Consider the following 22,956-nt stretch of genomic DNA (forward strand, 5'->3'; position numbering starts at 1 on the left):
CCGCAAGACCTGCGTTCGGCCTTCTGAAGTCGCGAAGATCAAGATCAAGATCAAGATCAACAGCAACAGCAACAGCAACAGCAACAGCAACAGCAACAGCAACAGCAACAGCAACAGCAACAGCAGGGGCAGAGAGTGCCTTAGCAACATATTCTGAGCTGCTAGATTGCTTAGTTGCAGTTATGGAAAATTCAAGGTGGTTCGATTCAAACGATGGGCACAGTATAAGCCACGTAGCAGATTACTTATAACCCACCGACCACCACACCCCTTGCCGCCTACAACCTTGGAGCTGATGTAGTGCGAAGTCCAATTTATCGACATCTCTGTACGCTCTGTGCTGGGCAATGATCCGGGGGCTCTCTATACACGAGGTCAGGCACAGATCCTGCCTTCGGGGGAGTTGGAACCCAACGCTTTAGTGACGCCCTACAAGCACCATGGCGCCCACTGGCAGACCCTGCCAAACCCACGTTGGTCGCCCGCGTTGTTACGCAATCGGTAAAACACCGTTGCATCTAAGACTAAGGTCGTCTGGTTGCCGTCCAACAGCCGCATAAAGTAAGGGTGTGGGTTACATTCCCTCTCTGTGCTGCTAGGACAAAAACAATGAACGACAGCATTTACCTCTCGATACAAAACAGCCCCCGTTTCAAGGAGCTGGTCAGCAAGCGCGAACGGTTCGCCTGGATACTCTCGGCGATCATGCTCGGGCTCTATTGCGCTTTCATCCTTCTGATCGCCTACGGCCCCCAGGTACTGGGCGCCAAGATCAGCCCTGATTCATCGATCACCTGGGGCATTCCCCTGGGCGTCGGGCTGATCATCTCGGCATTTGTCCTGACCGCCATCTATGTGCGCCGTGCCAACGGCGAATTCGATGAGCTGAACAAGGCCATCCTGAAGGAGGCGCAACAATGATTCGTCCTGCCAAGACACTGGCCGTTCTGGCCTGCGGCGTCTTTGCACCCGCCGTGTGGGCTGCCGATGCCCTGACCGGCGAGGTGCAGAAACAACCGCTGAACGTTTCTGCCATCGCCATGTTCGTGGCCTTCGTGGCCTTCACCCTGGGCATCACCTACTGGGCTTCCAAGCGCAACAAGTCCGCCTCGGACTACTACGCTGCCGGTGGTCGCATCACCGGTTTCCAGAACGGCCTGGCCATTGCCGGCGACTACATGTCGGCAGCCTCGTTCCTGGGTATTTCCGCCTTGGTGTTCACCTCCGGCTACGATGGCCTGATCTACTCCATTGGCTTCCTGGTAGGTTGGCCGATCATCCTTTTCCTGATCGCCGAGCGCCTGCGTAACCTGGGCAAATACACCTTCGCCGACGTCGCCTCCTATCGCCTGGGGCAAAAGCAGATCCGCACCCTGTCCGCCTCAGGGTCGCTGGTGGTGGTGGCCTTCTACCTGATCGCACAGATGGTAGGTGCAGGCAAGTTGATCGAACTGCTGTTCGGCCTGGACTACCACGTGGCCGTGATCCTGGTCGGTATTCTGATGTGCCTGTACGTGCTGTTCGGCGGCATGCTGGCCACTACCTGGGTACAGATCATCAAGGCGGTGCTGTTGCTGTCGGGTGCAAGCTTCATGGCGCTGATGGTGATGAAGCACGTAGGCTTTGACTTCAACACCCTGTTCTCCGAAGCCATCAAGGTGCATGCCAAGGGCGAGGCCATCATGAGCCCCGGCGGTCTGGTCAAGGACCCCATCTCGGCCTTCTCGCTGGGCCTGGCCCTGATGTTCGGTACGGCTGGTCTGCCACACATCCTGATGCGCTTCTTCACCGTCAGCGATGCCAAGGAAGCCCGCAAGAGCGTGCTCTACGCCACCGGTTTCATCGGTTACTTCTACATCCTGACCTTCATCATCGGCTTCGGCGCGATTCTGTTGGTCAGCACCAACCCGGACTTCAAGGACGCAGCCGGCGCCTTGCTGGGCGGTAACAACATGGCCGCCGTGCACTTGGCCAATGCCGTGGGCGGGAGTGTGTTCCTGGGCTTCATCTCGGCCGTGGCCTTCGCCACCATCCTGGCGGTCGTGGCTGGCCTGACCCTGGCGGGCGCTTCGGCGGTTTCCCATGACCTGTACGCCAGCGTGTGGCGCAAGGGCAAGGCCAACGACAAGGACGAAATCCGCGTCTCGAAGATCACCACCGTTGCGCTGGGCGTCTTGGCCATCGGCCTGGGCATCCTGTTCGAGAAGCAAAACATCGCCTTCATGGTGGGCCTGGCCTTCTCCATTGCGGCCAGCTGCAACTTCCCCGTACTGCTGCTCTCGATGTACTGGAAGAAACTGACCACCCGTGGCGCCATGATTGGCGGCTGGCTAGGCCTGATCAGTGCAGTGACGCTGATGGTGCTCGGCCCGACCATCTGGGTGCAGATCCTTGGCCACGAGAAAGCCATTTACCCTTACGAGTACCCAGCCTTGTTCTCGATGCTGATCGCCTTCGTGGGCATCTGGTTCTTCTCGATCACCGACAAGTCTACGGCTGCTGAGAACGAGCGGGCGCTGTTCTTCCCGCAGTTCGTGCGCTCGCAGACTGGCCTGGGCGCTTCAGGGGCGGTATCGCACTGATTCGCAAGCATGAAAAAACCGCGCCTCGGCGCGGTTTTTTTTTTGCTTCACTAGATCATGCCGAGTAACAACAGCACCAGCAAGATCACCAGCACCACACCGACGATGCCGGACGGGCCATAGCCCCAGCTGCGCGAGTGCGGGAACACCGGCAAGCCGCCAATCAACAGGAGGATCAGGATGATGATGAGAATCGTGGTCATGGAGGAGTCCTTGCGTGGTTGAGGGTCAAGGGCCCAGGTTGCCGGCCTCTTGTAATTAATGACCGACGCCGCTTGTGAAAGATTCCATCGGCGTGTTGGCCATCGCCCCGTCTTTGTGCGCAGCGGGCGGTTCATGGCCGCTCATTCACTTGCCTGATAAGCACCCGCCCTGGGCATCGGCTTGATTAGACTGGGGCCACACCCTCTGAAAAAAGGCAGTCGCCATGCACAAGCGCATCATGATCACTGGCGCAGGCTCCGGGCTGGGCCGCGAAATTGCCCTGCGTTGGGCGCGCGAAGGCTGGCGCCTGGCGTTGGCCGACATCAGCGAGGCTGGCCTGCGCCAGACGCTTGAAATGGTGCGTGCCGCGGGCGGGGACGGGTTCGTGCAACGGTGCGATGTACGCGACTACAGCCAGCTCACCGCGCTGGCACAGGCATGCGAGGAGCACTTCGACGGCATCGATGTGATCGTCAATAACGCCGGGGTGGCATCAGGCGGGTTCTTCGCCGAGTTGTCGCTCGAAGACTGGGACTGGCAGATCTCGGTAAACCTCATGGGCGTGGTCAAGGGCTGCAAAGCTTTTCTGCCGCTGCTTGAACGCAGCAAAGGGCGCATCGTCAACATCGCCTCCATGGCAGCGCTCATGCAGGGCCCAGGCATGAGCAACTACAACGTCGCCAAGGCGGGAGTGCTGGCGCTCTCGGAAAGCCTGCTGGTGGAGCTGCGCCAACTTGGGGTGGGTGTGCACGTGGTCTGCCCGTCATTTTTCCAGACCAACCTGCTGGACTCGTTCCGTGGGCCGGATCCGGCCATGAAAGCGCAGGTCGGCAAGTTGCTGGAAGGCTCGCCCATCAGTGCCAGCGATATCGCCGAGTGCATCTACCACCAGGTGGCTGACGGGCAGTTTCTGATCCTGCCCCACGAAGCGGGGCGCCAGGCCTGGGCGTTGAAATGCCAGGCACCTGAACGGCTGTACGATGAAATGGCCGACATGGCAGTGAAGATGCGTGCGAAGGCCCGAACCCGTTAAGGAGTAGGGCGGCTCTGTAAGAAAGGTTACCTAGCCGTGTCAGGTCTTTCTGAATGAGGGTGGAAGTATTGAGTAGCCAAATGGCTAAGCTGCACGCTCCGGTTTTCCCTTTCGCTGGAGAACCGGAACATGTTGGTAATAGGACGCGAAGTGGGTGAGGTCATCATGATCGGCGATGACATCCGAATCATGGTGGTAGAGACCCGGGACGGGATGGTGCGCTTCGGTGTCGATGCACCCCGGGAGGTGCCGGTGCACCGCGCCGAGGTCTACAGGCGTATCAAGGAAACGCAATGTGCCAGGGCGCGCCGGGCGCACAAGGCTTCATAAGGCCGCCTGGAAGTCGCCCCGCCTGTGCCTTACTCCAGCAGTTCGCGAGGCACGTCGTGCTTGGCCAGCAGCTGGCACTGCTGGCTTTCAGGGTCGAACAGGATGAACGCCTGCCCCTTGGCCAGCGCCTGGCGGACCCTCAGTACACGGGTTTCCAACGGCGTGTCATCACCATTGTCAGTGCCGTCGCGGGTCACGAAGTCCTCGATCAGGCGAGTGAGGGTGTCGGCTTGCAGGTGTTCGTAGGGAATCAGCATGGGTAAAGTGTCTGAATGAGTTGTAGGCATCCTACGCGATTTCGATGGCGCAGGGACCGCCCGCCAGGCGGTCCCGCACTTGCTGTCAGGTCTTCTGACCGACCAGGCTGTCCACCGCCGGCACGCGCGTGTCGCTCTCCATCTGCGCATCGTGTTCAAGCTGATGACTGAAGCGCTCAAGTGACGCATTGGCTGGCTGCGAGTCGCTGGCAAACACGGGCGGGCTCAACAGGTAGGCCGACAACAATTGGCTCAACGCGGCCAGGCTGTCGATGTGCGTGCGCTCATAGCCGTGGGTGGCATCGCAGCCGAAGGCGACCAGCGCCGTGCGGATGTCATGGCCCGCGGTCACCGCCGAATGGGCATCACTGAAGTAGTAGCGGAACAGGTCGCGGCGTACCGGCAATTCCTGTTCGCCTGCGAGCTTGAGCAGGTGTCGGGACAAGTGGTAGTCGTACGGCCCGGACGAATCCTGCATGGCCACGCTGACGGCGTGCTCACTGGAGGCCTGGCCGGGCGCGACCGGGGCGATATCGATCCCGACGAACTCGCTGACATCCCAGGGCAGGGCGCCGGCGGCTCCCGAGCCGGTTTCTTCGGTGATGGTGAACAGCGGGTGGCAATCGATCAGCGGCTGGCGGCCACTTTCCACCACGGCTTTCAAGGCGGCCAGCAAGGCAGCGACCCCGGCCTTGTCGTCCAGGTGGCGGGCGCTGATATGCCCGCTGTCGGTGAACTCGGGCAGCGGGTCGAAGGCCACGAAATCGCCGATCCCTATGCCCAGCGCCTCGCAATCGGCACGGGTTGCACAATAGGCGTCCAGGCGCACTTCCACATGATCCCAACTGATGGGCATCTGGTCGATGGCGGTATTGAAGGCATGCCCGCTGGCCATCAGTGGCAGTACGCTGCCACGAAATACGCCTGCATCGGTGAACACGCTGACGCGGCTGCCTTCGGCGAAGCGGCTGGACCAGCAACCCACCGGCGCCAGGGCCAGGCGACCGTTGTCCTGCACCTGGCGCACGCTGGCGCCGATGGTGTCCAGGTGCGCGGAGACGGCGCGGTCCGGGGAGCTTTGACGCCCTTTGAGGGTGGCGCGAATGGTGCCGCGTCGGGTCAGTTCGTAGGGAATGCCCAGCTCGTCCAGGCGCTCGGCCACGTAGCGCACGATGGTGTCGGTGAAGCCTGTAGGGCTGGGGATGGCGAGCATTTCCAGCAAGACGCGCTTGAGGTACTCGAGATCGGGTTCGGGATGTCGTTCAGACATGTCCAGGCCTCCGGTCGGTTGAAAAAGCGTTGGGTGATCTGGTCGTCACGGTCGAGCGGGAGCGGCGCCGGCGCCGGGCTCCCGTCCGAGCGAAGCATGGGTGTATCAGGCCAGCGGCCTGCTATGGGGGAACAGCAGGTTGATGAAGCGCTCTGCCGTCGGTTGCGGCTCGTGGTTGGCCAGGCCTGCACGCTCGTTGGCCTCGATGATGACGTAGTCGGGTTCGCTGGCATCCTTGACCATGAAATCGAGGCCCACCACGGGTATCTCCAGTGCCCGCGCTGCACGGATGGCCGCATCGGCGAGGGTAGGGTGAAGGCGTGCCGTGACATCTTCGAGCGTGCCGCCGGTGTGCAGATTGGCGGTGCGCCGCACGGCCAGCTGGCGGCCAGCGGGCAACACATCCTCATACCCAAAGCCGGCCGCGGCCAACGTGCGCTCGGTCTCATCGTCCACTGGGATCTTGCTTTCGCCGCCCGTGGCTGCCTGGCGCCGCCGGCTTTGTGCGTCGATCAGCGCGCGGATGCTGTGCGTACCATCGCCCATCACCTGCGCCGGGTGGCGAATCGCGGCCGCGACCACTTCATAGCCGATGACCACGATGCGCAAGTCGTGCCCGGCATGGAAGCTTTCCAACAGCACGCGGCTGTCGAACTGTCGAGCGTGTTCGACCGCACGCGTGACCTCTTCGATGGTCGTCAGGTTGACCGCTACGCCTTGGCCCTGTTCGCCATCCACGGGTTTGACCACGACCGCGCCGTGGTCCTCGAGGAACGCCAGGTTGTCATCGGCGTTACCGGCCAGTTGCTGCGCCGGCACCAGCAGACCTGCATTGTGCAGGGCGTGTTGGGTCAGGCGCTTGTCCTGGCACAAGGTCATGGTCACGGCGCTGGTCAGGTCGCTGAGCGACTCCCGGCAGCGTACGCGGCGACCGCCCAGGCTCAGGGTGAACAGACCGGCAGCGGCGTCGCACACCTGCACCTCGATACCCCGGCGCAGGGCCTCATCGACGATGATGCGCGCATAGGGGTTGAGGTCAGCCTGTGGGCCAGGGCCCAGGAACAGGCGCTCGTTGATGACGTTCTTGCGCTTGACGGCGAACGTGGGCAGGTTGCGAAAGCCCAGTTTTTCGTACAGGCGCTTGGCCTGGCGGTTGTCGTGCAACACCGACAGGTCCAGGTAGGCCAGGCCGCGGCTCATGAAGTGCTCGATCAGGTGGCGCACCAGCACTTCACCCACCCCAGGACGGGTGCAGTGCGGATCTACCGCCAGGCACCACAGGCTGCTGCCGTGTTCCGGGTCATCGAAGGCCTTGGCATGGTTCAAGCCCATGACACTGCCGATGATCGCGCCACTGTCTTCGTCCTCGGCCAGCCAGTACACCGGTCCGCCCAGGTGCCGCGGGGTGAGCAGCTCAGGGTCCACGGGCAGCATGCCGCGTGCCTGGTAGAGCGTGTTGATGGCTTGCCAGTCACTGGGGTTTTGCGCCCGACGCACGCGAAAGCCGCGAAATACCCGTTGTGCCGGGCGATAGTCGGTAAACCACAGGCGCAGGGTGTCCGAGGGGTCCAGGAACAGTTGCTGCGGTGCGTGGGCCAGCACCTGCTGGGGTGCCGCCACGTACAGGGCAATGTCGCGTTCGCCGCGGCATTCGCCCAACAGGTCTTCGGCCAGTTTGGCCGGGTCGGCATAGGTATGCCCGATCAGTAGCCGTCCCCAGCCACAGTGCAGGGCACGTGGCTGGTCGTGGGGCTCGCTGCCATCGCCCGCAAGGCGTGCCTGCAGGCGCTCGTAAGAGGGCGCCTGGCCGCGCAGCAGGCGCTGGCCATAGGCCGTTTCGTGGGCTTTCATGGGTTCAGAGTCCTTGTTCGGTCAACCACAGGTTCAGCGCCGCCAACTGCCACAGTTTGGAACCGCGCAGGGGGGTGAGCTGGCCGTGCGGGTTGCTCAGCAGACGGTCGATCATGGCCGGGTTGAACAGGCCGCGGTCCTGGCTCGGGTCGGTCAGCAGGTCGCGTACCCAACCCAGGGTGGCGCCTTCGAGGTGCTTGAGGCCAGGTACCGGGAAGTAACCCTTCTTGCGGTCGATGACTTCATGCGGAATCACCCGGCGCGCCGCCTCCTTGAGCACCTGCTTGCCGCCGTCGGGCAGCTTGAAGCGTGCCGGAATGCGAGCCGACAGTTCTGCCAGGCGGTAGTCCAGAAACGGCGTACGGGCTTCCAGGCCCCAGGCCATGGTCATGTTGTCCACACGCTTGACCGGGTCGTCCACCAGCATCACCGTGCTGTCCAGACGCAGAGCCTTGTCAACGGCCGCGTCGGCGCCAGGGCGGGCGAAGTGTTCACGGACGAAGTCGCCAGCAGCATCGTTCTCCAGCTGCCAGGCCGGCTGCACGGTGTCACGGTATTCGGCATGGCTGCGGTCGAAGAACGCTTCGCGGTACGCCGCGAATGCATCGTTGGCGCCATCGACCTGCGGGTACCAGTGGTAGCCGGCAAACAGCTCATCGGCGCCCTGGCCGCTTTGCACGCCCTTGCAGTGCTTGGCCACTTCGCGCGACAGCAGGTAGAAGGCGATGCAGTCATGGCTGACCATCGGCTCGCTCATGGCGCGGAACGCCGCAGGCAACTGATCGATGATCTCGTGCTCGGCAATGCGCAGTTGATGGTGGCGGGTACCGTAGTGCTTGGCGATCAGGTCCGAGTACTGGAATTCATCGCCGCGCTCGCCGCCTGCGTCCTCGAAACCGATGGAAAAGGTCGACAGGTCATCCACCCCCACTTCGCGCAGCAGGCCGACCAGCAGGCTGGAATCGACACCGCCGGAGAGCAGCACGCCCACGTCGACGGCAGCGCGCTGGCGAATGGCAACCGCATCGCGGGTGGCGTCAAGGACCCGTGTGGTCCAATCCTCCAGGGTCAGGTCACGCTCATCCGGGTTGGGGCCGTACTGGAGTTGCCACCAGGTGCTGCGCTCGACTTCGCCGTGGCGGTCGATGCGCATCCAGGTGCCGGGTTCGAGCTTTTGCACGTTGGCCAGCAGCGTGCGCGGCGCCGGGACCACGGCATGAAAATTCAGGTAGTGGTTCAGTGCCACCGGGTCGAGCATCGGGTCGATGTCGCCCCCTTTGAGCAGCGCCGGCAAGGTCGATGCAAAGCGCAGGCGCTCGCCGTTGCGCGAGAGGTACAGGGGCTTTACGCCCAGGCGGTCACGGGCCAGGAACAGGCGCTGGCTGTCGCGCTCCCAGATAGCCAGGGCGAACATGCCGTTGAGCTTGGGCAGCAGGGCCTCGCCCCAGGCGTGGTACCCCTTGAGCAGCACCTCCGTGTCGCCGTCGGACCAGAAGCTATAGCCCAGGTCCAGCAGCTCCTGGCGCAATTCGGGGAAGTTGTAGATGGCGCCGTTGAAGGCCAGTGACAGGCCCAGGGTGCTGTCCTGCATGGGCTGGGCCGAGCCGTCGGACAGGTCCATGATTTTCAGGCGACGGTGGCCGAGGGCGATTGGCCCCTGGCTGTAAAAGCCCCACGCATCCGGGCCACGTGGCGCCAGGTGATGAGTAATTCGCTCAACGGCAGCCAGGTCGGCTGGGCGAGGGGCTTGACCGAGGGGGGTGAAACGCAATTCTCCAGCTAGTCCGCACATGTAACGTAAACCCTTTGAGTTTCGGCACTCATGGCGTCACTGGCTTTTCACGCGTACCGCATTTGTACTGCTTCCCGCAGGCTTAGGCTGATCAAACTGCGCCCAGTCGTTGGGGCGTTGATCCACCTGGCGCATGGAGAGCAGCACCTGCACGCTGTGCCCGAGTTGCGCGGCGATGAATGCCGGGTTCATGCCGGCCACCAGGCACATGGTTGCGTACGTGTGGCGCGTGTCGTGCATCCTGCGGGGCCTGATACCAAGCATCCGCGAAGCTGCCAGCCAGTAACGTTTTTGACTCGCTTCGGGGCGTCTGAACAGCGCCGAACGGTCGTCTGTCCCACTGGGCGCGAACACATCATCTGAACGCGCCTCGGTGAGCGGTCTGGGTTTTTCGAGGGCGTACAAGGCCCGATCGTTCAATAAAACTTTGCATGTGCGCCTGGTTTTGGTGCGATTTTCGAGAATTTCCAGTAGCTCAAGTCCCCCGGCGTCGGCCCTGTTAAGGGCACCGATCAATCGCTCTCCAACCCAGCGCTGCGCCCACCTGAACACGCTTTCGCAGGCTCGGTTGAAGCCCGCCAAGCAGGCCGTATGAATCATCGAAATGCCGTTCGTCGATGCTTGATGGCGATTCATCCATGACGGCCATTGGCACAAGATGTTGACCCGGAACGATTTTGATGGTCATCTGCGCGCCTGTTTCAGGTGCCCCCTGCCGCCGTGCATGGGGTGAAACGGGAAGCCGGTTCGTCACCCCAGGGTGATCAGTCCGGCGCTGCCCCCGCAACGGTATGCGAGCGATGCTTTCGACAGACCACTGTGCCGCCGGCATGGGAAGGTGACGGCATCATGACCCTCGCGAGCCCGGAGACCGGCCTGAAGCCTTGTTTGGCAAACCCGCGGTGGGCGGGCGCAGGCCGGTTTCCGTGGGCGCGTGCGCCTGCGCGTTCCCCATGCGTTGTTCCCTCCGGGATTCTTTCGTTCCTGCTGCAAGTGGAAAGATATGTCCCGCTATTGTGTTTTTCTTACCCCTCAAGGGGCGTTGCTAGGCGCGAGCCTGGTGCCCTGTGTGTGCATGGCCGTCCCGGTTCAGGCAGCCGAAGATGTCCATGCGCTGGCATTGCCCGCCACAGCCATCACCGGCACCGCCGAGCAGAACCCTCCCGTGGACCTGCACACTCCTGGCACCAGCGGTTCGCGCCTGAACCTCACGCCCTTGGAAACGCCAGCCAGCGTCACCCGCATCGGCGCCGAGCAAATTCTCGGGCGCAACAACGCCACGGTGCAGGACGCGGTGACCCGCACCCCCGGCATCACTTTCGTCGGCACGCCTGGCAACGGCGGCACTGCGCTTTCGGCCCGTGGCTTCACCGGGCACAGTTCGACCATGCAGCTGTATGACGGCACCCGCCTGTACGTGGGCGCCGGCACCGTCACGTTTCCCGTGGACACTTGGTCAGTAGAACGCATCGACGTGCTGCGCGGCCCGGCTTCGGTGTTGTACGGAGAGGGCGCCACCGGTGCGGTGATCAACGTGGTGCCGAAAAAGCCCTTCGACGGCGAGATTCGCAACCAGGTTCGCCTGGGCTACGGTTCCAATGATCGTCGGCAGTTGGCGTTGGACAGCGGCGGTTCGCTGACCGATACCCTGAGTTATCGCCTGAACCTCAACAAGTTGGACAGCAATGGCTGGGTCGACCGTGGTGAGTCAGCCAGCGTTGCTGTCAGCGGTTCATTGCGCTGGCAGCCGAACGACGATTTCAGCGTCACCCTCAGCCATGACTACGGTGACCAGGACCCGCAACAGTATTTCGGTACGCCGCTGGTCAATGGGCATTACCGTGAATCGCTTCGTGACCACAACTACAACGTGGCCGACGCCGAGGTGCATTACAACGATCAGTCCACTCGATTGGTCACGGACTGGGTGATCACCGACAACCTCACCGCCAATAACCAGCTGTATTTCCTCAAGGCCCAGCGCCGGTGGCGAAATGCCGAAAGCTACACTTGGCAGCCGGGCGACCAGGTGCAGCGCAGCAATTTCATCAGCATCAAGCAGACCCAGGAACAGATTGGGGATCGCCAATCGGTCACCCTGCAGCACACCCTGTTCGGCCTGGACAGCCAGACCGTGGTTGGTGCGGACTACAACGCGATCCGCTTCGTGCGCAAGCATGATTTTGGCAACACCTACACAGATACCGTTCCGCTATGGGGCTCGGGCGGCGGCGATTACATCAGCACCGACCCCTACCGCTCGCGCGAAGCGAACCAGGCCCGGCAATTCTCCCTGTTCGCCGAAAACCGCACGCAACTGACCCAGCGTCTGTCGTTGATCACCGGTGTGCGGCATGATCAGGTGCACCTGAACCGTGACGATCTGGACACCGATACCCGCGCCGATCGCAGTCTGAGTGGCGACAACTGGCGGGCGGGCCTGGTGTTCGCGCTGACCGAGGACCTCTCGGTCTATGGTCAGTACGCCACCAGCACCGAAGGCGTGAGCAACTTGCTGACGCTCAGTGCAGCGCAACAAAGCTGGGACCTGAGTACCGCCAAACAGACCGAAGTCGGTGTCAAGCAGATGCTGCCTGAAGGCCGTGGCGAGTGGACACTGGCGGCATACCACATCGTCAAGAAGAAACTCCTGAGTACCGACCCACTCAACCCCACTGTCCAGCAACAGGTCGGCCAGCAATCCTCGGACGGCATCGAGGCCACCCTGGCGTTGCGCCTGCCTTACGGTGTGCAGCTTTCGGCCAACGCCGCCTGGGTCCGCGCCGAGTACGACGAATTTGCCAGTGGCAACAGCGACTACAGCGGCAACCGGCCGATCGATGTGCCACGGCGGTCGGCCAACCTGTGGTTGAGCAAAGACTTTGGTCGGTTGTTCAGTGCCGGGGCTGGAGCGCGGTATGTCGACAGCCGCTATGGGGACAATGCCAATACCGTGCAGGTACCGAGCTACACCGTGGTCGACGCCAACGTTGACTGGCACGTGCAGCCGGACCTGACTTTGGGCCTGCAGCTCAACAACCTGTTCGATCGTCAGTACGCCACCACTACCGAAAATAACGGCCGGCAGTGGTACCTGGGTGAACCACGGTCGTTCTTTGTCACGGCCGATTACCGTTTCTGATCCGTCCCACCGGCCTGCGGGCCGGTGCTTGCTGGAGTGAATCCGATGACTCGACTGAGTATCGAAGGCCTGCACTGGGCAGTGCCTGAGGCGGGGCGCAGGGTGCGCCAGGTCCTGCAAGGCGTGGACCTGCATGTGGACGACGGTGAGTGCGTAGGGCTTGTCGGCCCCAACGGCAGTGGCAAGACCAGCCTGCTACGTTGCGCCTATCGCGCCACGCAACCCACCGCAGGCAGGGTCAGCGTGAGCGGTGTCGATATCTGGCAGCGCAGCCCGCGCTGGTGTGCGCAGCGTATCGCGGTGGTGCTCCAGGAGTTTCCTGGCGAATTCGGATTGAGCGTTGCCGAGGTGGTGAGCATGGGGCGCACGCCGCACAAGGCCCTGTTTGATGGCGACACGCCCGAGGACCGGCAAAGGGTCGCTCATACGCTTGTGCTGGTTGGGCTGGCAGGCCATGCCCAGCGTACGTTCGCTTCGCTATCCGGAGGCGAGAAGCAGCGCGTGCTGTTGGCCCGGGCACTGGTGCAAGCCCCTGAGCTGCTGATTCTCGACGAGCCGACCAACCACCTCGACCCGCATTACCAACTTGGGCTTCTGCAGCACTTGCGCAGCCTGGGGCTGAGCACCCTGGCCAGCTTCCACGACCTCAACCTGGCTGCGGCATTCTGTGACCGGCTGTACGTCCTCGACGCTGGCCGAATCCTTGCCAGCGGCACGCCCCAGCAGGTGCTGACCCGCGAACTGATCCAGGAGGTGTTTGGTGTCCAGGCGCTGGTCGACCTTCATCCGCTGCACCCTTACCCACGCATTACCTGGATAACCCGACCATGAACGCTCGCTTTCTGATCGCCCTGATAACGCTGCTGCTGGCGCTGCCTGCCACGGCCAGCGAGTACCCGCTGAACGTGCGCAGTTGCGAGCGCCTGGTGACGTTCAGCAAGGCCCCCCAACGGGTGGTGGTACACGATGTGAACATGACCGCCATGCTGCTGCACCTGGGGCTGCGAGACAGCATCATCGGCTACACAGGGTTCACCCGCAGTAAACACCGTGACCCATGGATCGACGCTGCGCTGGAGGGCGTACCTCAACTGGCAAGCCGTTATCCTTCCATTGAAACGCTGCTGGCGGTCGATGCCGACCTGTTCTTCGCCGGCTGGAACTATGGCATGCACGTGGGAGGGGCGGTCACCCCCGCGACGCTTGCGCCCTTTGGAGTGCCGGTCTACGAGTTGAGCGAGTCCTGCGCTTGGGTCATGTCCGGCCAACGTGCGAGCTTCGATGATGTCTATCGCGACCTGGATAACCTGGGGCACATGTTCGATCACCAGCGCCAGGCCCAAGCGCTGATCGGGCAGATGCGCCAGCGGATCGCCGGGGTGCAAGCGCGGGCAGGGCAGGCGCAACACCGACCACGGGTCTTCTTGTACGACAGCGGCGAAGATCGCCCGCTGACATCGGGGCGCCTGGGCATGCCGCAGGCACTGATCGACGCAGCCGGTGGCGTGAACGTGATGGACGACGTGGCCGCCAGCTGGACCCAGGTGAATTGGGAAAGCGTGGTAGAGCGCGACCCTGACGTGATCCTGATCGTCGACTACGGACCCAGGACCTGGCAGCAGAAACGTGATTTTCTGTTGCACCAGCCTGCGTTGAAAGACGTACGGGCCATCCGCGAGCAGCGCTTCGTGCCACTGACCTACCTGCAGGTCACCCCCTCGGTGGAGAACGTCGAAGCCGTGGAGAAAATCGCCCGCGCCCTGCATCCCGAGCTGTTCGCAGCGGGGGCACCATGACCTTGGCGCGCAGCCCAGCGCGTTATGGCTGGCTGGTCGTGATGCTGGTCATCCTGTTGGTGGCGTCTTTGGTCGTGTCGCTGGCATTTGGCCCGGCATCGGTGCCCTTGACCCACGTCATCGGGATCGTCGCGCACCAGATGGGCATCGACTGGGGGCCTGCGCTCAGCAAGAGCCAGACGCACATCATCTGGCTCATCCGTGCCCCGCGTGTACTGTTGGGCGCATTGGTCGGGGCAGGGCTTGCCCTGGTGGGTACGGCGCTGCAGTCCGTCACCCGAAACCCACTGGCAGACCCACATTTGCTGGGTGTCAGCGCCGGCGCTGCGCTGGGCGCAGTGCTGGTGATGCTTTACCTCGGGGACTTCGTCGGTGTGCTCAGCCTGCCGCTGGCTGCGTTCGTGGGGGCGACAGGGAGCATGCTGCTGGTGATCGGCGTGGCGCGCCGCGGCGGGCGCCTGGAAAGCGATCGCTTGCTGTTGGCGGGGGTGGCGGTGTCCTTCGTGCTGATGGCCGTGGTCAACCTGCTGCTCTATACCGGTGACCAGCATGCGGCGGCTTCGGTGGTGTTCTGGATGTTAGGTGGGCTGGGGGCTGCCCGCTGGGAGGTCATCTGGTTGCCGGCACTGTGCGTGCTGCTTGGGCTGTGTGCGCTCCAGGTGATGGGGCGCGGCCTGAATGCATTGATGAGTGGCGAGCAGACCGCGATCAGCTTGGGCTTCTGTGGCCGGCGCCTGCGGCTTGAGGTGTTCATCTGCACGTCCTTGTTGACCGGGGTGCTGGTCTCGCTGTCGGGTGCCATCGGTTTCGTGGGCCTTATGGTACCCCACGTAGCGCGCTTGCTGGTGGGGGCGGACAATCGGCGGTTGATGCCGGTCAGTGCGCTGCTGGGTGGGGTGTTTCTGGTCTGGGTGGATGTGGCCGCCCGCACCCTGATCGCACCGCAAGACCTGCCGATCGGCATTGCTACCGCAGCGCTGGGCGGGATGTTCTTCATGCTGTTGCTCAAGCGGTGACGACACGGCAAGCCACCGTGGGGTGCTTGCCGTGCCCTGCATCAGAAGTCCAGGGTGAGCCCTGCATACAGCGCACGGCCGTCGCCGGGGGAGTGCAGTGACGCATCTGCTCCATCTGGGTCGTACCAGACGTACTCGTAGTAACGGTTGGTCAGGTTCTTCAACTGCAAGTCCGCGCTCATGGTTTCGCTGAGTTTGTACGTCGCCCCGAGGTTCATCAGCACGTAGCCGCCATAGGTACCTTGGGTGTTCTCCCGCTCCAGGTAGTAGTTGGTCTGCCCGTTCGCCCAGGCAGTGAGCTGAAGCTTTGGAGTAGCCTGGTAGCTGATGCCGGTATTCCACAGGTGATGTGGCACGTGATCGATTTCCTGGCCCTTGCTACCTGGTAATGCGCTGCTGGGCTCAAGGATCTTGGAGTACTGCCAGGAGTACGACATCCATACCTCGGTGCGTTTATCCGGGTGCAGGTTGACCTGCAGGTCGTAGCCCCAGCGCCGTGTCTCACCGACATTGTCCGACTCCCCACTCGGGTCGTTCAGGCGCCGGCTCACTTCGCCAGAGGCGTCCTGACGCCAATAGGCCACACGGCCATCGACCCAGCTGGCCGGGGTGAACTTGACGCCGGTTTCCCAGCCTTCGTTGACCGAGGGATTCAGGTCTTCGTTACGCGGCGGCACCTTGTAGGCTGCGGCGCCGGTCCCGACCTGAAAGGTGCGGCCCCAGTTGGCATAAAGGCTGGCGGACGTCCATGGCGAATAGACAATGCTGAGCTTGGGCTGCCTGATCAGCCCGTAGTCGTTGATGTCGTAGGCCTGCCCGGTCATCTGGTTGGTGAAGTCACCACTGATCTTGTCCACCCGGTAGGCCGGCACGATCTTGAGCGACTCCAACGGCTCGATCTCTGCCTGTACGTAGGCACCGACTGTGTTGAAGCCGAAGTCCTGGTCACGGGTCTGGGCCTGACGCACCCGTCCCACCGTGCGATAGCGCTCGCTGCGGTTCTGCTGCTTTTGCACATCGCTGCCACCTTCCAGCGCAAAGGCGTGCAGCCAGTCCACCTGTGGCCGCCAGGTCAGCGAGGTGATGGCGCCGTACTGGTCCTCGTAGGTGTCGCGCTCCTGCTGTGAGCTGCTGCGCCAGTACTGGGTCCAGCGACGGTCGTCATAGGTGTTGAGGTAGGCCTTGGCCGACCAGGACAGGGTCTCGGCCAGGTCAGTGTCGAAGTGCACGCTGACCTGGTTCATTCGCCGCGTGCCTTTGTCCGTGGCGTTGTAGTCATTGGTCATGCGCGGATGATGGCGGGCGTCGTCCTTGGTCAAGTAGCCCGCTTCCTGGGCTTCGGATTCGTAGTGACGCGCGATCAGGCCAAGGCGGTAGCTGCCATCGTCAGGGGTATAGAACCACTTGCCGCCGAAACTGTAGCGTTCGGTGTCGGCATGATCGCGGTAACCGTCGACCTGCTGGCGGGCTAAGAAATAGTTCTGTGTCCAGTTACTGGTTTCGATGCCTTTGGCCAGTTGCACCTCGCGGGTGTTGAAACTGCCGTAGCGCAGGCGCGCCTTGTTGTAATTGCCGCCGGTGCGGGTGTTGATGTTGACGTTGCCGGCAATGTTGTTCAGCCCATAGCGCGGGTCGCTGGTGCCGCGCACCACGTCGATGCTGTCGATGTCCATGGGGAACACCGCGTCGATGAAGGGCATGTTGCCGTCGTTGGTGTTACTGGGGATGCCATCGATCAGCAACTTGACCGCGTTCACTTCGCCTTCGCCATTGAAGCCGCGAAACGACAGTTTGCCCGAGGTGGTGCCTTGGTTGAACTCGGTGAGCATCACCCCCGGTGCCCGGCGCAACAGCTCCCAGCTGTAGGCGACTGGCATTTTTTCGAGGATGTCACCGCCTAGAATATCCACTGAACTGAGCACGCTGCTGGTGGCCAGCGGGCCGCTTTCGGTGCTGGTCACGCTGACTGCACCGAGGGTTAGCGTCGAGTTCTCGGCAGCGCGTGTTTCGGCAATGGCCGATGACAAAGGGCTAAGGCTATAAACAGCGAGCACGGGCAGGACGGCGCGTGCGGTATGACGAAACGCAGACATGAAGTGTTTCCTGAAGACAGTCGAGCAGCGCTGCGCACCGCATGTCGCGGGGCAGCAATGGGTAAGCGACGACGGGTCAGGCCAGGGGAGAGGCGCGGGGGTTGAGCTTGGGCCACTGTTCACGCGGCAACGGCAGCTTGTGGCTGTCACCGATCAGCAGTGCGTCGGGCCAGTAGCGGGGGAACAGGTGGCGATAGTAGTCGCTGGCCAGCAAGGCATGCCCGGCATGGCCACAGCAGCAGTCACCCGCCTGATGCTTGATTGGCGGCTGATCGTCCAGTTGCGGCAGGTCGGCCTTGAGCTGGGCCAGCAGTGACTTGGGCAAGCTCTGCGCACCGTGCAGGCTGCAAAAGCTTCCCAGAATCAGCGATTGGCTGTCGATGCTGGGGGATTGCAAGGCACGATCGAGCGGCATCGCCAGCAGGTTGAACAGCACGGCAATGCTTGCAAGCAAACACACAAGTGAGCGTGCACGTACGGTCATCTGACCCCCAGGCGATCAAGGCCCGTATTAAGCCTCATTCGCGATCAGGTATGAAATGTCGCTGCTGCGCCCTATTGTCGCAGGGCGCCCGTCTGGGCGAGGCACCTGTTATTTGCCCCGAATCAGGCGCCGCAGTGCAAAGCGGTTGGGGTGGCAGGCTTCGGCGACGGTTCGCGGCACCGGCAGCGGTTCGCCGCAGACCCAGGCCGCCACCAGTTCTGCGCTGAGCGGCGCCGTGATCAGGCCCCGCGAGCCGTGGCCGCTGTTGACGTACAGGCCCTCAAGCCAAGGGCACGCCACCTGCGGCACTTGTCGCGCGTCCCGGGCAAGCGCTGCATAGGCCTGGGCAAAAGCGTGGTCGTCGGCCAAAGGCCCGACAATAGGCAGGTAGTCCGGGCTGGTGCAGCGGAAAGCGGCGCGGCCTTCGAGCGCCTGCGCATCGAACCCCGCCGCGCCAAGACGGTGGGACAGGTCAGGGGAAATTTCGTCCAGCAGCGCCAGGTTGCCCTCGTGTTCGGCCGCCGTGGGGGTCAGGTCAGTGCTGTGGAAATCGAAGCTGGCGCCCAGGGTGTGCTCGCCGCATCGCGCGGGCGCCACATAGCCTTGCGCGCAGACCACGGTGCCCAGCGCCCGGCTTTGGGGTGTTGCGGGCAGTCGGGTGACCTGGCCACGAATACGCTTGAGCGGCAAGCCGGCGCACGGTTCGAACCGTTTGACCTCGGCAGCACTGGCCAGGATCATCACCGGCGCGTCGGCCAGCAACTGGTCACCGGCCCAAGCCTGCCACCGCCCGGCGACCTTGTGCAGCGACAGGACCTCCTGGTGCGTGACCAGGCGGATGTTGGGGTGCTCAAGCTGCTGGCGGCATAGGGCGGGCGGATGCACCCAACCGCCTTCGGGGTAGAATAGCCCGCCTGCCGGTAGGGTGATGCCGGCAGTGGCCTGGGCCTGATCCTGGGTCAATGCGTGCACAAGACCGGGGTCGAAGGCCTGCACCAGCTTGCCCTGGCGCGCCGCTTCCTTGTCGTCGAAGGCCAGTTGCAGAACGCCGCAGGCGTCCCAGTCCTCGCCGCGCTGAAGGTGCTCAAGCTGACGGCGGGTGTAGCCGAAACCGGCGAGAATCATCCGGGACAAGGCCGTGCCATGCGCCGATAGCTTGAGATACAGCACCCCCTGCGGGTTGCCGGACGCTTCCTGCGCCGCTGACCCATGCCGCTCCAGTAGCGTGACCTGCCAGCCGCGTCGGGCCAGGCTTGCCGCCGTGCAGCTGCCGGCCAGCCCGGCACCCACCACCACGGCCTGACGCGGCCCATCCCCTGAAGGCGGTCGGGCGTACCAGGGCGCTGTAAGGGCAGGGGTCGGGCCCACATACGCCCCGCTCATCACTTCCCACTTCTTGCCGATGCCAGGCACCTTCTTCATGGCAAAACCCGCCTCCACGAGGCTGCGGCGTACCCAGCCGGTGGTGGTGAACGTACCCAGCACGGTTCCGGGGTGGGACAGCCGCGCCAGTTGCGCGAACAGGGCCGGGGTCCACATGTCGGGGTTCTTGGCAGGGGCAAAGCCATCGAGGAACCAGACGTCGACCTGGGCGTCGAGCTCCGGCAATTGCTCGAGCACATCACCGATCAGCAAGGTGAGGGTGACGCGTCCACCTTCGAAGGTGAATTGCTGATACCCCGGATGCACCGCCACGTATTGGGCCAGCAAAGGCTGGCTGTAGGCGGCCAGTTCCGGCCACAGACTGATGGCACGGGCCAGGTCATCGCGGGCCAGGGGGAATTTCTCGACGCTGACGAAGTGAAGCCGGGCATCTGCGGGGGCGTGTTGCGCGAACAGTTGCCAGGCGCAGTAGAAATTCATGCCGGTGCCAAAGCCCGTCTCGCCGATGACCATGCAGGCATCAGGCGCCATTGCAGTGAAACGTTCAGCCAGGCGGGTTTGTCCGAGAAACACATGGCGGGTTTCATCGATGCCTTCGTTGACGGCGAAGTACACGTCATCGTAATGCCGCGAATGAGGGCGGCCCTGTTCGTCCCAGTCGATCTGGGCGTGCTGGAGCGGGGGAGTTACGGTCATGGCAGGTGCACAGCGACAAGCGACTGAAGAAGTGGCGATAGTCGCATGACTGGGGCTTTCTTGCAGCCCGAGCTCCCAACCCAGGTGGGCTTTTGCGCTAGTCTTGTCTATCCATTGAAGGAGCCCGTGCATGTTCGAATCTGCCGAAATTGGTCACAGCATCGACAAGCAAACCTACGACGCCGAGGTACCCGCCCTGCGTCAGGCACTGCTCGAGGCCCAGTATGAGCTCAAGCAGCAAGCGCGTTTTCCGGTCATTGTGCTGATCAACGGCGTGGAGGGGGCCGGCAAGGGCGAGACGGTCAAGCTGCTCAACGAGTGGATGGACCCGCGCATGATCGATGTGCTCACCTTCGATCAGCAGACCGACGAGGAACTGGCGCGGCCACCGGCCTGGCGTTACTGGCGCGCCTTGCCGCCCAAGGGGCGCATGGGGGTGTTTTTCGGCAATTGGTACAGCCAGATGCTGCAGGGGCGCGTGCATGGGGTGTTGAAGGACGCGGTCCTGGACCAGGCCATCAACGGTGCCGAACGCCTGGAGCAGATGCTGTGCGATGAAGGCGCGTTGATCATCAAGTTCTGGTTTCACCTTTCCAAGAAGCAGATGAAGGGGCGGCTCAAATCCCTCAAGGACGACCCCTTGCACAGCTGGAAGATCAGCCCGCTGGATTGGCAGCAGTCACACACCTACGACCGCTTCGTGCGCTTCGGGGAGCGTGTGTTGCGTCGCACCAGCCGCGATTACGCGCCCTGGCATATCGTCGAGGGTGTCGACCCCAATTACCGCAGCCTGGCCGTCGGACGCATCCTGCTCGACAGCTTGCAGGCGGCCCTGGCCAACAACCCCAAGGGTAAGCACCAGAGCAATGTCGCGCCGCTGGGGCGCAGCATCGACCAACGTAGCCTGCTGGGTGCCTTGGACCTGAGCTTGCGTCTGGACAAGGCGGACTATCAGGAGCAACTGGTCACCGAGCAGGCGCGTCTGGCCGGTTTGCTGCGTCACAAGCACATGCGCCGTCATGCCTTGGTTGCGGCCTTCGAAGGCAATGATGCGGCGGGCAAGGGTGGTGCGATCCGGCGCGTGGCCGCTGCCCTGGATCCGCGTCAGTACCGGATCGTGCCCGTTGCCGCACCTACCGAAGAAGAACGCGCGCAGCCTTACCTGTGGCGTTTCTGGCGGCACATTCCCGCGCGTGGCAAGTTCACCATCTTCGACCGTTCCTGGTATGGGCGGGTGCTGGTGGAGCGGGTCGAGGGGTTCTGCAGCCCTGCCGACTGGATGCGTGCCTATGGCGAAATCAACGACTTCGAAGAGCAACTGGTGAATGCGGGCGTGGTGGTGGTCAAGTTCTGGCTGGCCATTGACCAGCAGACCCAGCTCGAGCGCTTCGAGGAGCGTGAACAAACCCCGTTCAAGCGCTACAAGATCACCGAGGACGACTGGCGCAACCGCGACAAATGGGACGACTACAGCCAGGCCGTGGGCGATATGGTCGACCGCACCAGTAGCGAGATCGCGCCCTGGACGCTGGTTGAAGCCAACGACAAGCGCTGGGCACGGGTCAAGGTTCTGCGCACCATCAACGAAGCACTGGAAGCGGCGTTCGCCAAGCACAAGAAGTAGGCCGGGCTCGTACACCTGACATGAAAGTGGGCTTGGGCAGCACAGCCGCGATCCGGTGTGTTGCCCGTATCATGCCCCCACAGAATGACGTGATGAATTCTTTTCCCGGCAGGGCTGCTCAGCTTACCTGCGCAACCCCGTAGAATTCAGCCACCCCCACCACGGATCTGATCGAGGACACCATGCACACCACCTCCGGCCGTTGGGTTCACGGCCTGCTGCTTGCCCTGCTGACGGCACTGCTGTGGGGCATCCTGCCGATCAAGCTCAAGCAGGTGCTGCAGGTGATGGACCCGTTGACGGTGACCTGGTATCGCCTGCTGGTGTCCGGTGGACTGCTGTGCGCCTGGCTGACGGCCAACCGCCGCCTGCCGTCGTTCGGCCGGCTCACGCCCAAGGGCAGGGGCCTGGTTGGGGTGGCGGTGCTGGGCTTGATGGGCAATTACGTGCTGTACCTGATCGGCTTGAAGTTGCTCAGCCCTGGGACCGCGCAGCTGGTGGTGCAACTGGGGCCGGTGCTGCTGCTGGTGGCCAGTGTGTTCGTGTTTCGCGAGCGCTTCAGCGTGGGGCAGGGGGTGGGGTTGTTGATCCTGCTGGCAGGCTTCGGGCTGTTCTTCAACCAGCGCCTGGAAGAGCTGTTGACCTCCCTTGGCGCCTACACCACCGGTGTGCTCACCATTGTGCTGGCCACCAGTATCTGGGTGTTTTACGCCTTGAGCCAGAAGCAGTTGCTGACGGTGTGGAATTCGCAGCAGGTGATGATGGTGATCTACCTGTGCTGCGCGGCGCTGCTGACGCCCTGGGTGCAGCCGCTGGAGGTCTTGCAACTGAGCCCCGTACAGGGCTGGCTGCTGCTGGCGTGCTGCCTGAATACGCTGGTGGCCTATGGCGCCTTCGCCGAAGCCCTGGCGCATTGGGAGGCTTCCCGGGTCAGTGCGACGCTGGCATTGACGCCATTGGTGACGTTCGTGGCGGTGGCACTGGCTGCGCTGGCGTGGCCTGATTATGTGCAGGCCGAGCAGATCAACCTGTTGGGGTATGTAGGGGCCGTGGTCGTGGTGGCAGGCTCTGCGCTGGTAGCGCTCGGGCCTTCGCTGGTGGCGGGATGGCGGGCACGTCGTGCCCGGCTGGCGCAGGTGTCCTAGGTGTTGGGGGCGAGTAACACCTCTGATCAGACCCCTGTTGGGCAGCAGGAATGGTTGTTGGAGCGGCCTCGCCGGGGCGCCGGACCGGCCGCGATGGGCTGCGCAGCAGCCCCAGAGATGTGAGCACTATCGCCAATTGCCGGGGCCGCTTCGCAGCCCATCGCAGCCCATCGCGGCCGGTCCGGCGCCCCGGCGAGGCCGCTCCCACACGGAGGTCAGCTGGCCCAGATGCGGTGCAAGGCAGTTGCTTGCACATCA

The 22,956-nt window shown here is 63.1% G+C and carries 19 protein-coding genes and 1 riboswitch; of the genes, 10 read left to right on the forward strand and 9 right to left on the reverse strand.

Features of this window, described 5'->3' with window-relative positions; genetic code table 11:
• Window positions 1-609: 609 nt before the first annotated feature.
• Both ACK59L_RS10580 and ACK59L_RS10585 read left to right on the forward strand, forming a co-directional pair.
• The gene (locus ACK59L_RS10580; protein ID WP_196136264.1) at window positions 610-921 is read left to right on the forward strand and encodes a DUF485 domain-containing protein; all 312 of its coding nucleotides are present in this window, start codon (window positions 610-612) and stop codon (window positions 919-921) included.
• Window positions 918-2,582, forward strand: coding sequence for a cation acetate symporter (locus ACK59L_RS10585; RefSeq protein ID WP_058637553.1), 1,665 nt, complete (start codon window positions 918-920; stop codon window positions 2,580-2,582). Before ACK59L_RS10580 ends, ACK59L_RS10585 begins: the two co-directional genes overlap by 4 nt.
• A gap of 50 nt (window positions 2,583-2,632) precedes the next feature.
• On the opposite strand, the gene ACK59L_RS10590 is transcribed toward ACK59L_RS10585, so the two are convergent.
• Window positions 2,633-2,785 carry a DUF3309 family protein gene (locus ACK59L_RS10590; RefSeq protein WP_012271016.1) on the reverse strand — a complete coding sequence of 51 codons (153 nt, stop codon included), beginning with the start codon at window positions 2,783-2,785 and terminating at the stop codon, window positions 2,633-2,635.
• A gap of 224 nt (window positions 2,786-3,009) precedes the next feature.
• On the opposite strand from ACK59L_RS10590, the gene ACK59L_RS10595 reads away from it, so the two are divergent.
• Both ACK59L_RS10595 and csrA read left to right on the forward strand, forming a co-directional pair.
• Window positions 3,010-3,819, forward strand: coding sequence for an SDR family oxidoreductase (locus ACK59L_RS10595; protein WP_144964708.1), 810 nt, complete (start codon window positions 3,010-3,012; stop codon window positions 3,817-3,819).
• Window positions 3,820-3,948: 129 nt separating this feature from the next.
• On the forward strand, window positions 3,949-4,149 hold the full coding sequence (csrA, locus tag ACK59L_RS10600; protein ID WP_058605637.1) for a carbon storage regulator CsrA: 201 nt from the start codon (window positions 3,949-3,951) through the stop codon (window positions 4,147-4,149).
• Between the two features lie 29 nt (window positions 4,150-4,178).
• Here csrA and ACK59L_RS10605 read toward each other — a convergent pair whose 3' ends face one another.
• The 5 genes from ACK59L_RS10605 to ACK59L_RS10625 form a co-directional block, all read right to left on the reverse strand.
• Complete coding sequence (locus ACK59L_RS10605; RefSeq protein WP_023533767.1) at window positions 4,179-4,406, reverse strand: YheU family protein; 228 nt, start codon at window positions 4,404-4,406, stop codon at window positions 4,179-4,181.
• 85 nt (window positions 4,407-4,491) lie between these two features.
• Entirely contained in the window at window positions 4,492-5,676 is a 1,185-nt protein-coding gene (locus tag ACK59L_RS10610; RefSeq protein ID WP_058605636.1) for an osmoprotectant NAGGN system M42 family peptidase, read from the reverse strand.
• Between the two features lie 105 nt (window positions 5,677-5,781).
• A complete protein-coding gene (gene ngg / locus ACK59L_RS10615; protein WP_409273477.1) occupies window positions 5,782-7,527 on the reverse strand; it encodes an N-acetylglutaminylglutamine synthetase in 1,746 nt (581 codons plus the stop codon).
• 4 nt (window positions 7,528-7,531) lie between these two features.
• Window positions 7,532-9,319 (reverse strand): N-acetylglutaminylglutamine amidotransferase, encoded by a 1,788-nt coding sequence (locus tag ACK59L_RS10620; RefSeq protein ID WP_058605634.1) that lies wholly within the window; start codon window positions 9,317-9,319, stop codon window positions 7,532-7,534.
• Between the two features lie 36 nt (window positions 9,320-9,355).
• The gene (locus ACK59L_RS10625; protein ID WP_409273479.1) at window positions 9,356-9,955 is read right to left on the reverse strand and encodes a hypothetical protein; all 600 of its coding nucleotides are present in this window, start codon (window positions 9,953-9,955) and stop codon (window positions 9,356-9,358) included.
• A gap of 50 nt (window positions 9,956-10,005) precedes the next feature.
• A riboswitch (cobalamin riboswitch) is annotated at window positions 10,006-10,214 on the forward strand.
• A gap of 108 nt (window positions 10,215-10,322) precedes the next feature.
• Between ACK59L_RS10625 and ACK59L_RS10630 the strand changes: the two genes are divergently transcribed.
• The 4 genes from ACK59L_RS10630 to ACK59L_RS10645 are packed head-to-tail and all read left to right on the forward strand — an operon-like array spanning window position 10,323 to window position 15,273.
• On the forward strand, window positions 10,323-12,461 hold the full coding sequence (locus ACK59L_RS10630; protein WP_409273481.1) for a TonB-dependent receptor: 2,139 nt from the start codon (window positions 10,323-10,325) through the stop codon (window positions 12,459-12,461).
• Window positions 12,462-12,506: 45 nt separating this feature from the next.
• Window positions 12,507-13,292: an ABC transporter ATP-binding protein gene (locus ACK59L_RS10635; protein WP_409273483.1), complete on the forward strand. Its 786-nt coding sequence runs from the start codon at window positions 12,507-12,509 to the stop codon at window positions 13,290-13,292.
• Window positions 13,289-14,257, forward strand: coding sequence for an ABC transporter substrate-binding protein (locus tag ACK59L_RS10640; protein ID WP_409273485.1), 969 nt, complete (start codon window positions 13,289-13,291; stop codon window positions 14,255-14,257). Before ACK59L_RS10635 ends, ACK59L_RS10640 begins: the two co-directional genes overlap by 4 nt.
• Complete coding sequence (locus ACK59L_RS10645) at window positions 14,254-15,273, forward strand: FecCD family ABC transporter permease (RefSeq protein ID WP_409273487.1); 1,020 nt, start codon at window positions 14,254-14,256, stop codon at window positions 15,271-15,273. Before ACK59L_RS10640 ends, ACK59L_RS10645 begins: the two co-directional genes overlap by 4 nt.
• A gap of 41 nt (window positions 15,274-15,314) precedes the next feature.
• On the opposite strand, the gene ACK59L_RS10650 is transcribed toward ACK59L_RS10645, so the two are convergent.
• The 3 genes from ACK59L_RS10650 to mnmC all read right to left on the reverse strand — a co-directional run bounded on the left by ACK59L_RS10650 (window position 15,315) and on the right by mnmC (window position 19,929).
• Window positions 15,315-17,366: a TonB-dependent receptor gene (locus ACK59L_RS10650; RefSeq protein ID WP_409273489.1), complete on the reverse strand. Its 2,052-nt coding sequence runs from the start codon at window positions 17,364-17,366 to the stop codon at window positions 15,315-15,317.
• Window positions 17,367-17,442: 76 nt separating this feature from the next.
• The gene (locus ACK59L_RS10655; protein WP_409273491.1) at window positions 17,443-17,850 is read right to left on the reverse strand and encodes a DUF2946 family protein; all 408 of its coding nucleotides are present in this window, start codon (window positions 17,848-17,850) and stop codon (window positions 17,443-17,445) included.
• A 108-nt stretch (window positions 17,851-17,958) separates the two neighbouring features.
• A complete protein-coding gene (mnmC, locus tag ACK59L_RS10660) occupies window positions 17,959-19,929 on the reverse strand; it encodes a bifunctional tRNA (5-methylaminomethyl-2-thiouridine)(34)-methyltransferase MnmD/FAD-dependent 5-carboxymethylaminomethyl-2-thiouridine(34) oxidoreductase MnmC (RefSeq protein WP_409273493.1) in 1,971 nt (656 codons plus the stop codon).
• A 130-nt stretch (window positions 19,930-20,059) separates the two neighbouring features.
• Here mnmC and pap point away from each other — a divergent pair, with 130 nt between their 5' ends.
• Window positions 20,060-21,553, forward strand: coding sequence for a polyphosphate:AMP phosphotransferase (gene pap / locus ACK59L_RS10665; RefSeq protein WP_409273495.1), 1,494 nt, complete (start codon window positions 20,060-20,062; stop codon window positions 21,551-21,553).
• A 182-nt stretch (window positions 21,554-21,735) separates the two neighbouring features.
• Window positions 21,736-22,698, forward strand: a complete 963-nt coding sequence (locus ACK59L_RS10670; protein WP_167339277.1) for a DMT family transporter — start codon at window positions 21,736-21,738, stop codon at window positions 22,696-22,698.
• Window positions 22,699-22,956 lie beyond the last annotated feature (258 nt).

Origin of the sequence: Pseudomonas sp. KCJK9111 (assembly GCF_046231935.1) — a bacterium.
In the GTDB taxonomy this organism is placed as follows: Bacteria; Pseudomonadota; Gammaproteobacteria; order Pseudomonadales; family Pseudomonadaceae; genus Aquipseudomonas; species Aquipseudomonas parafulva_B.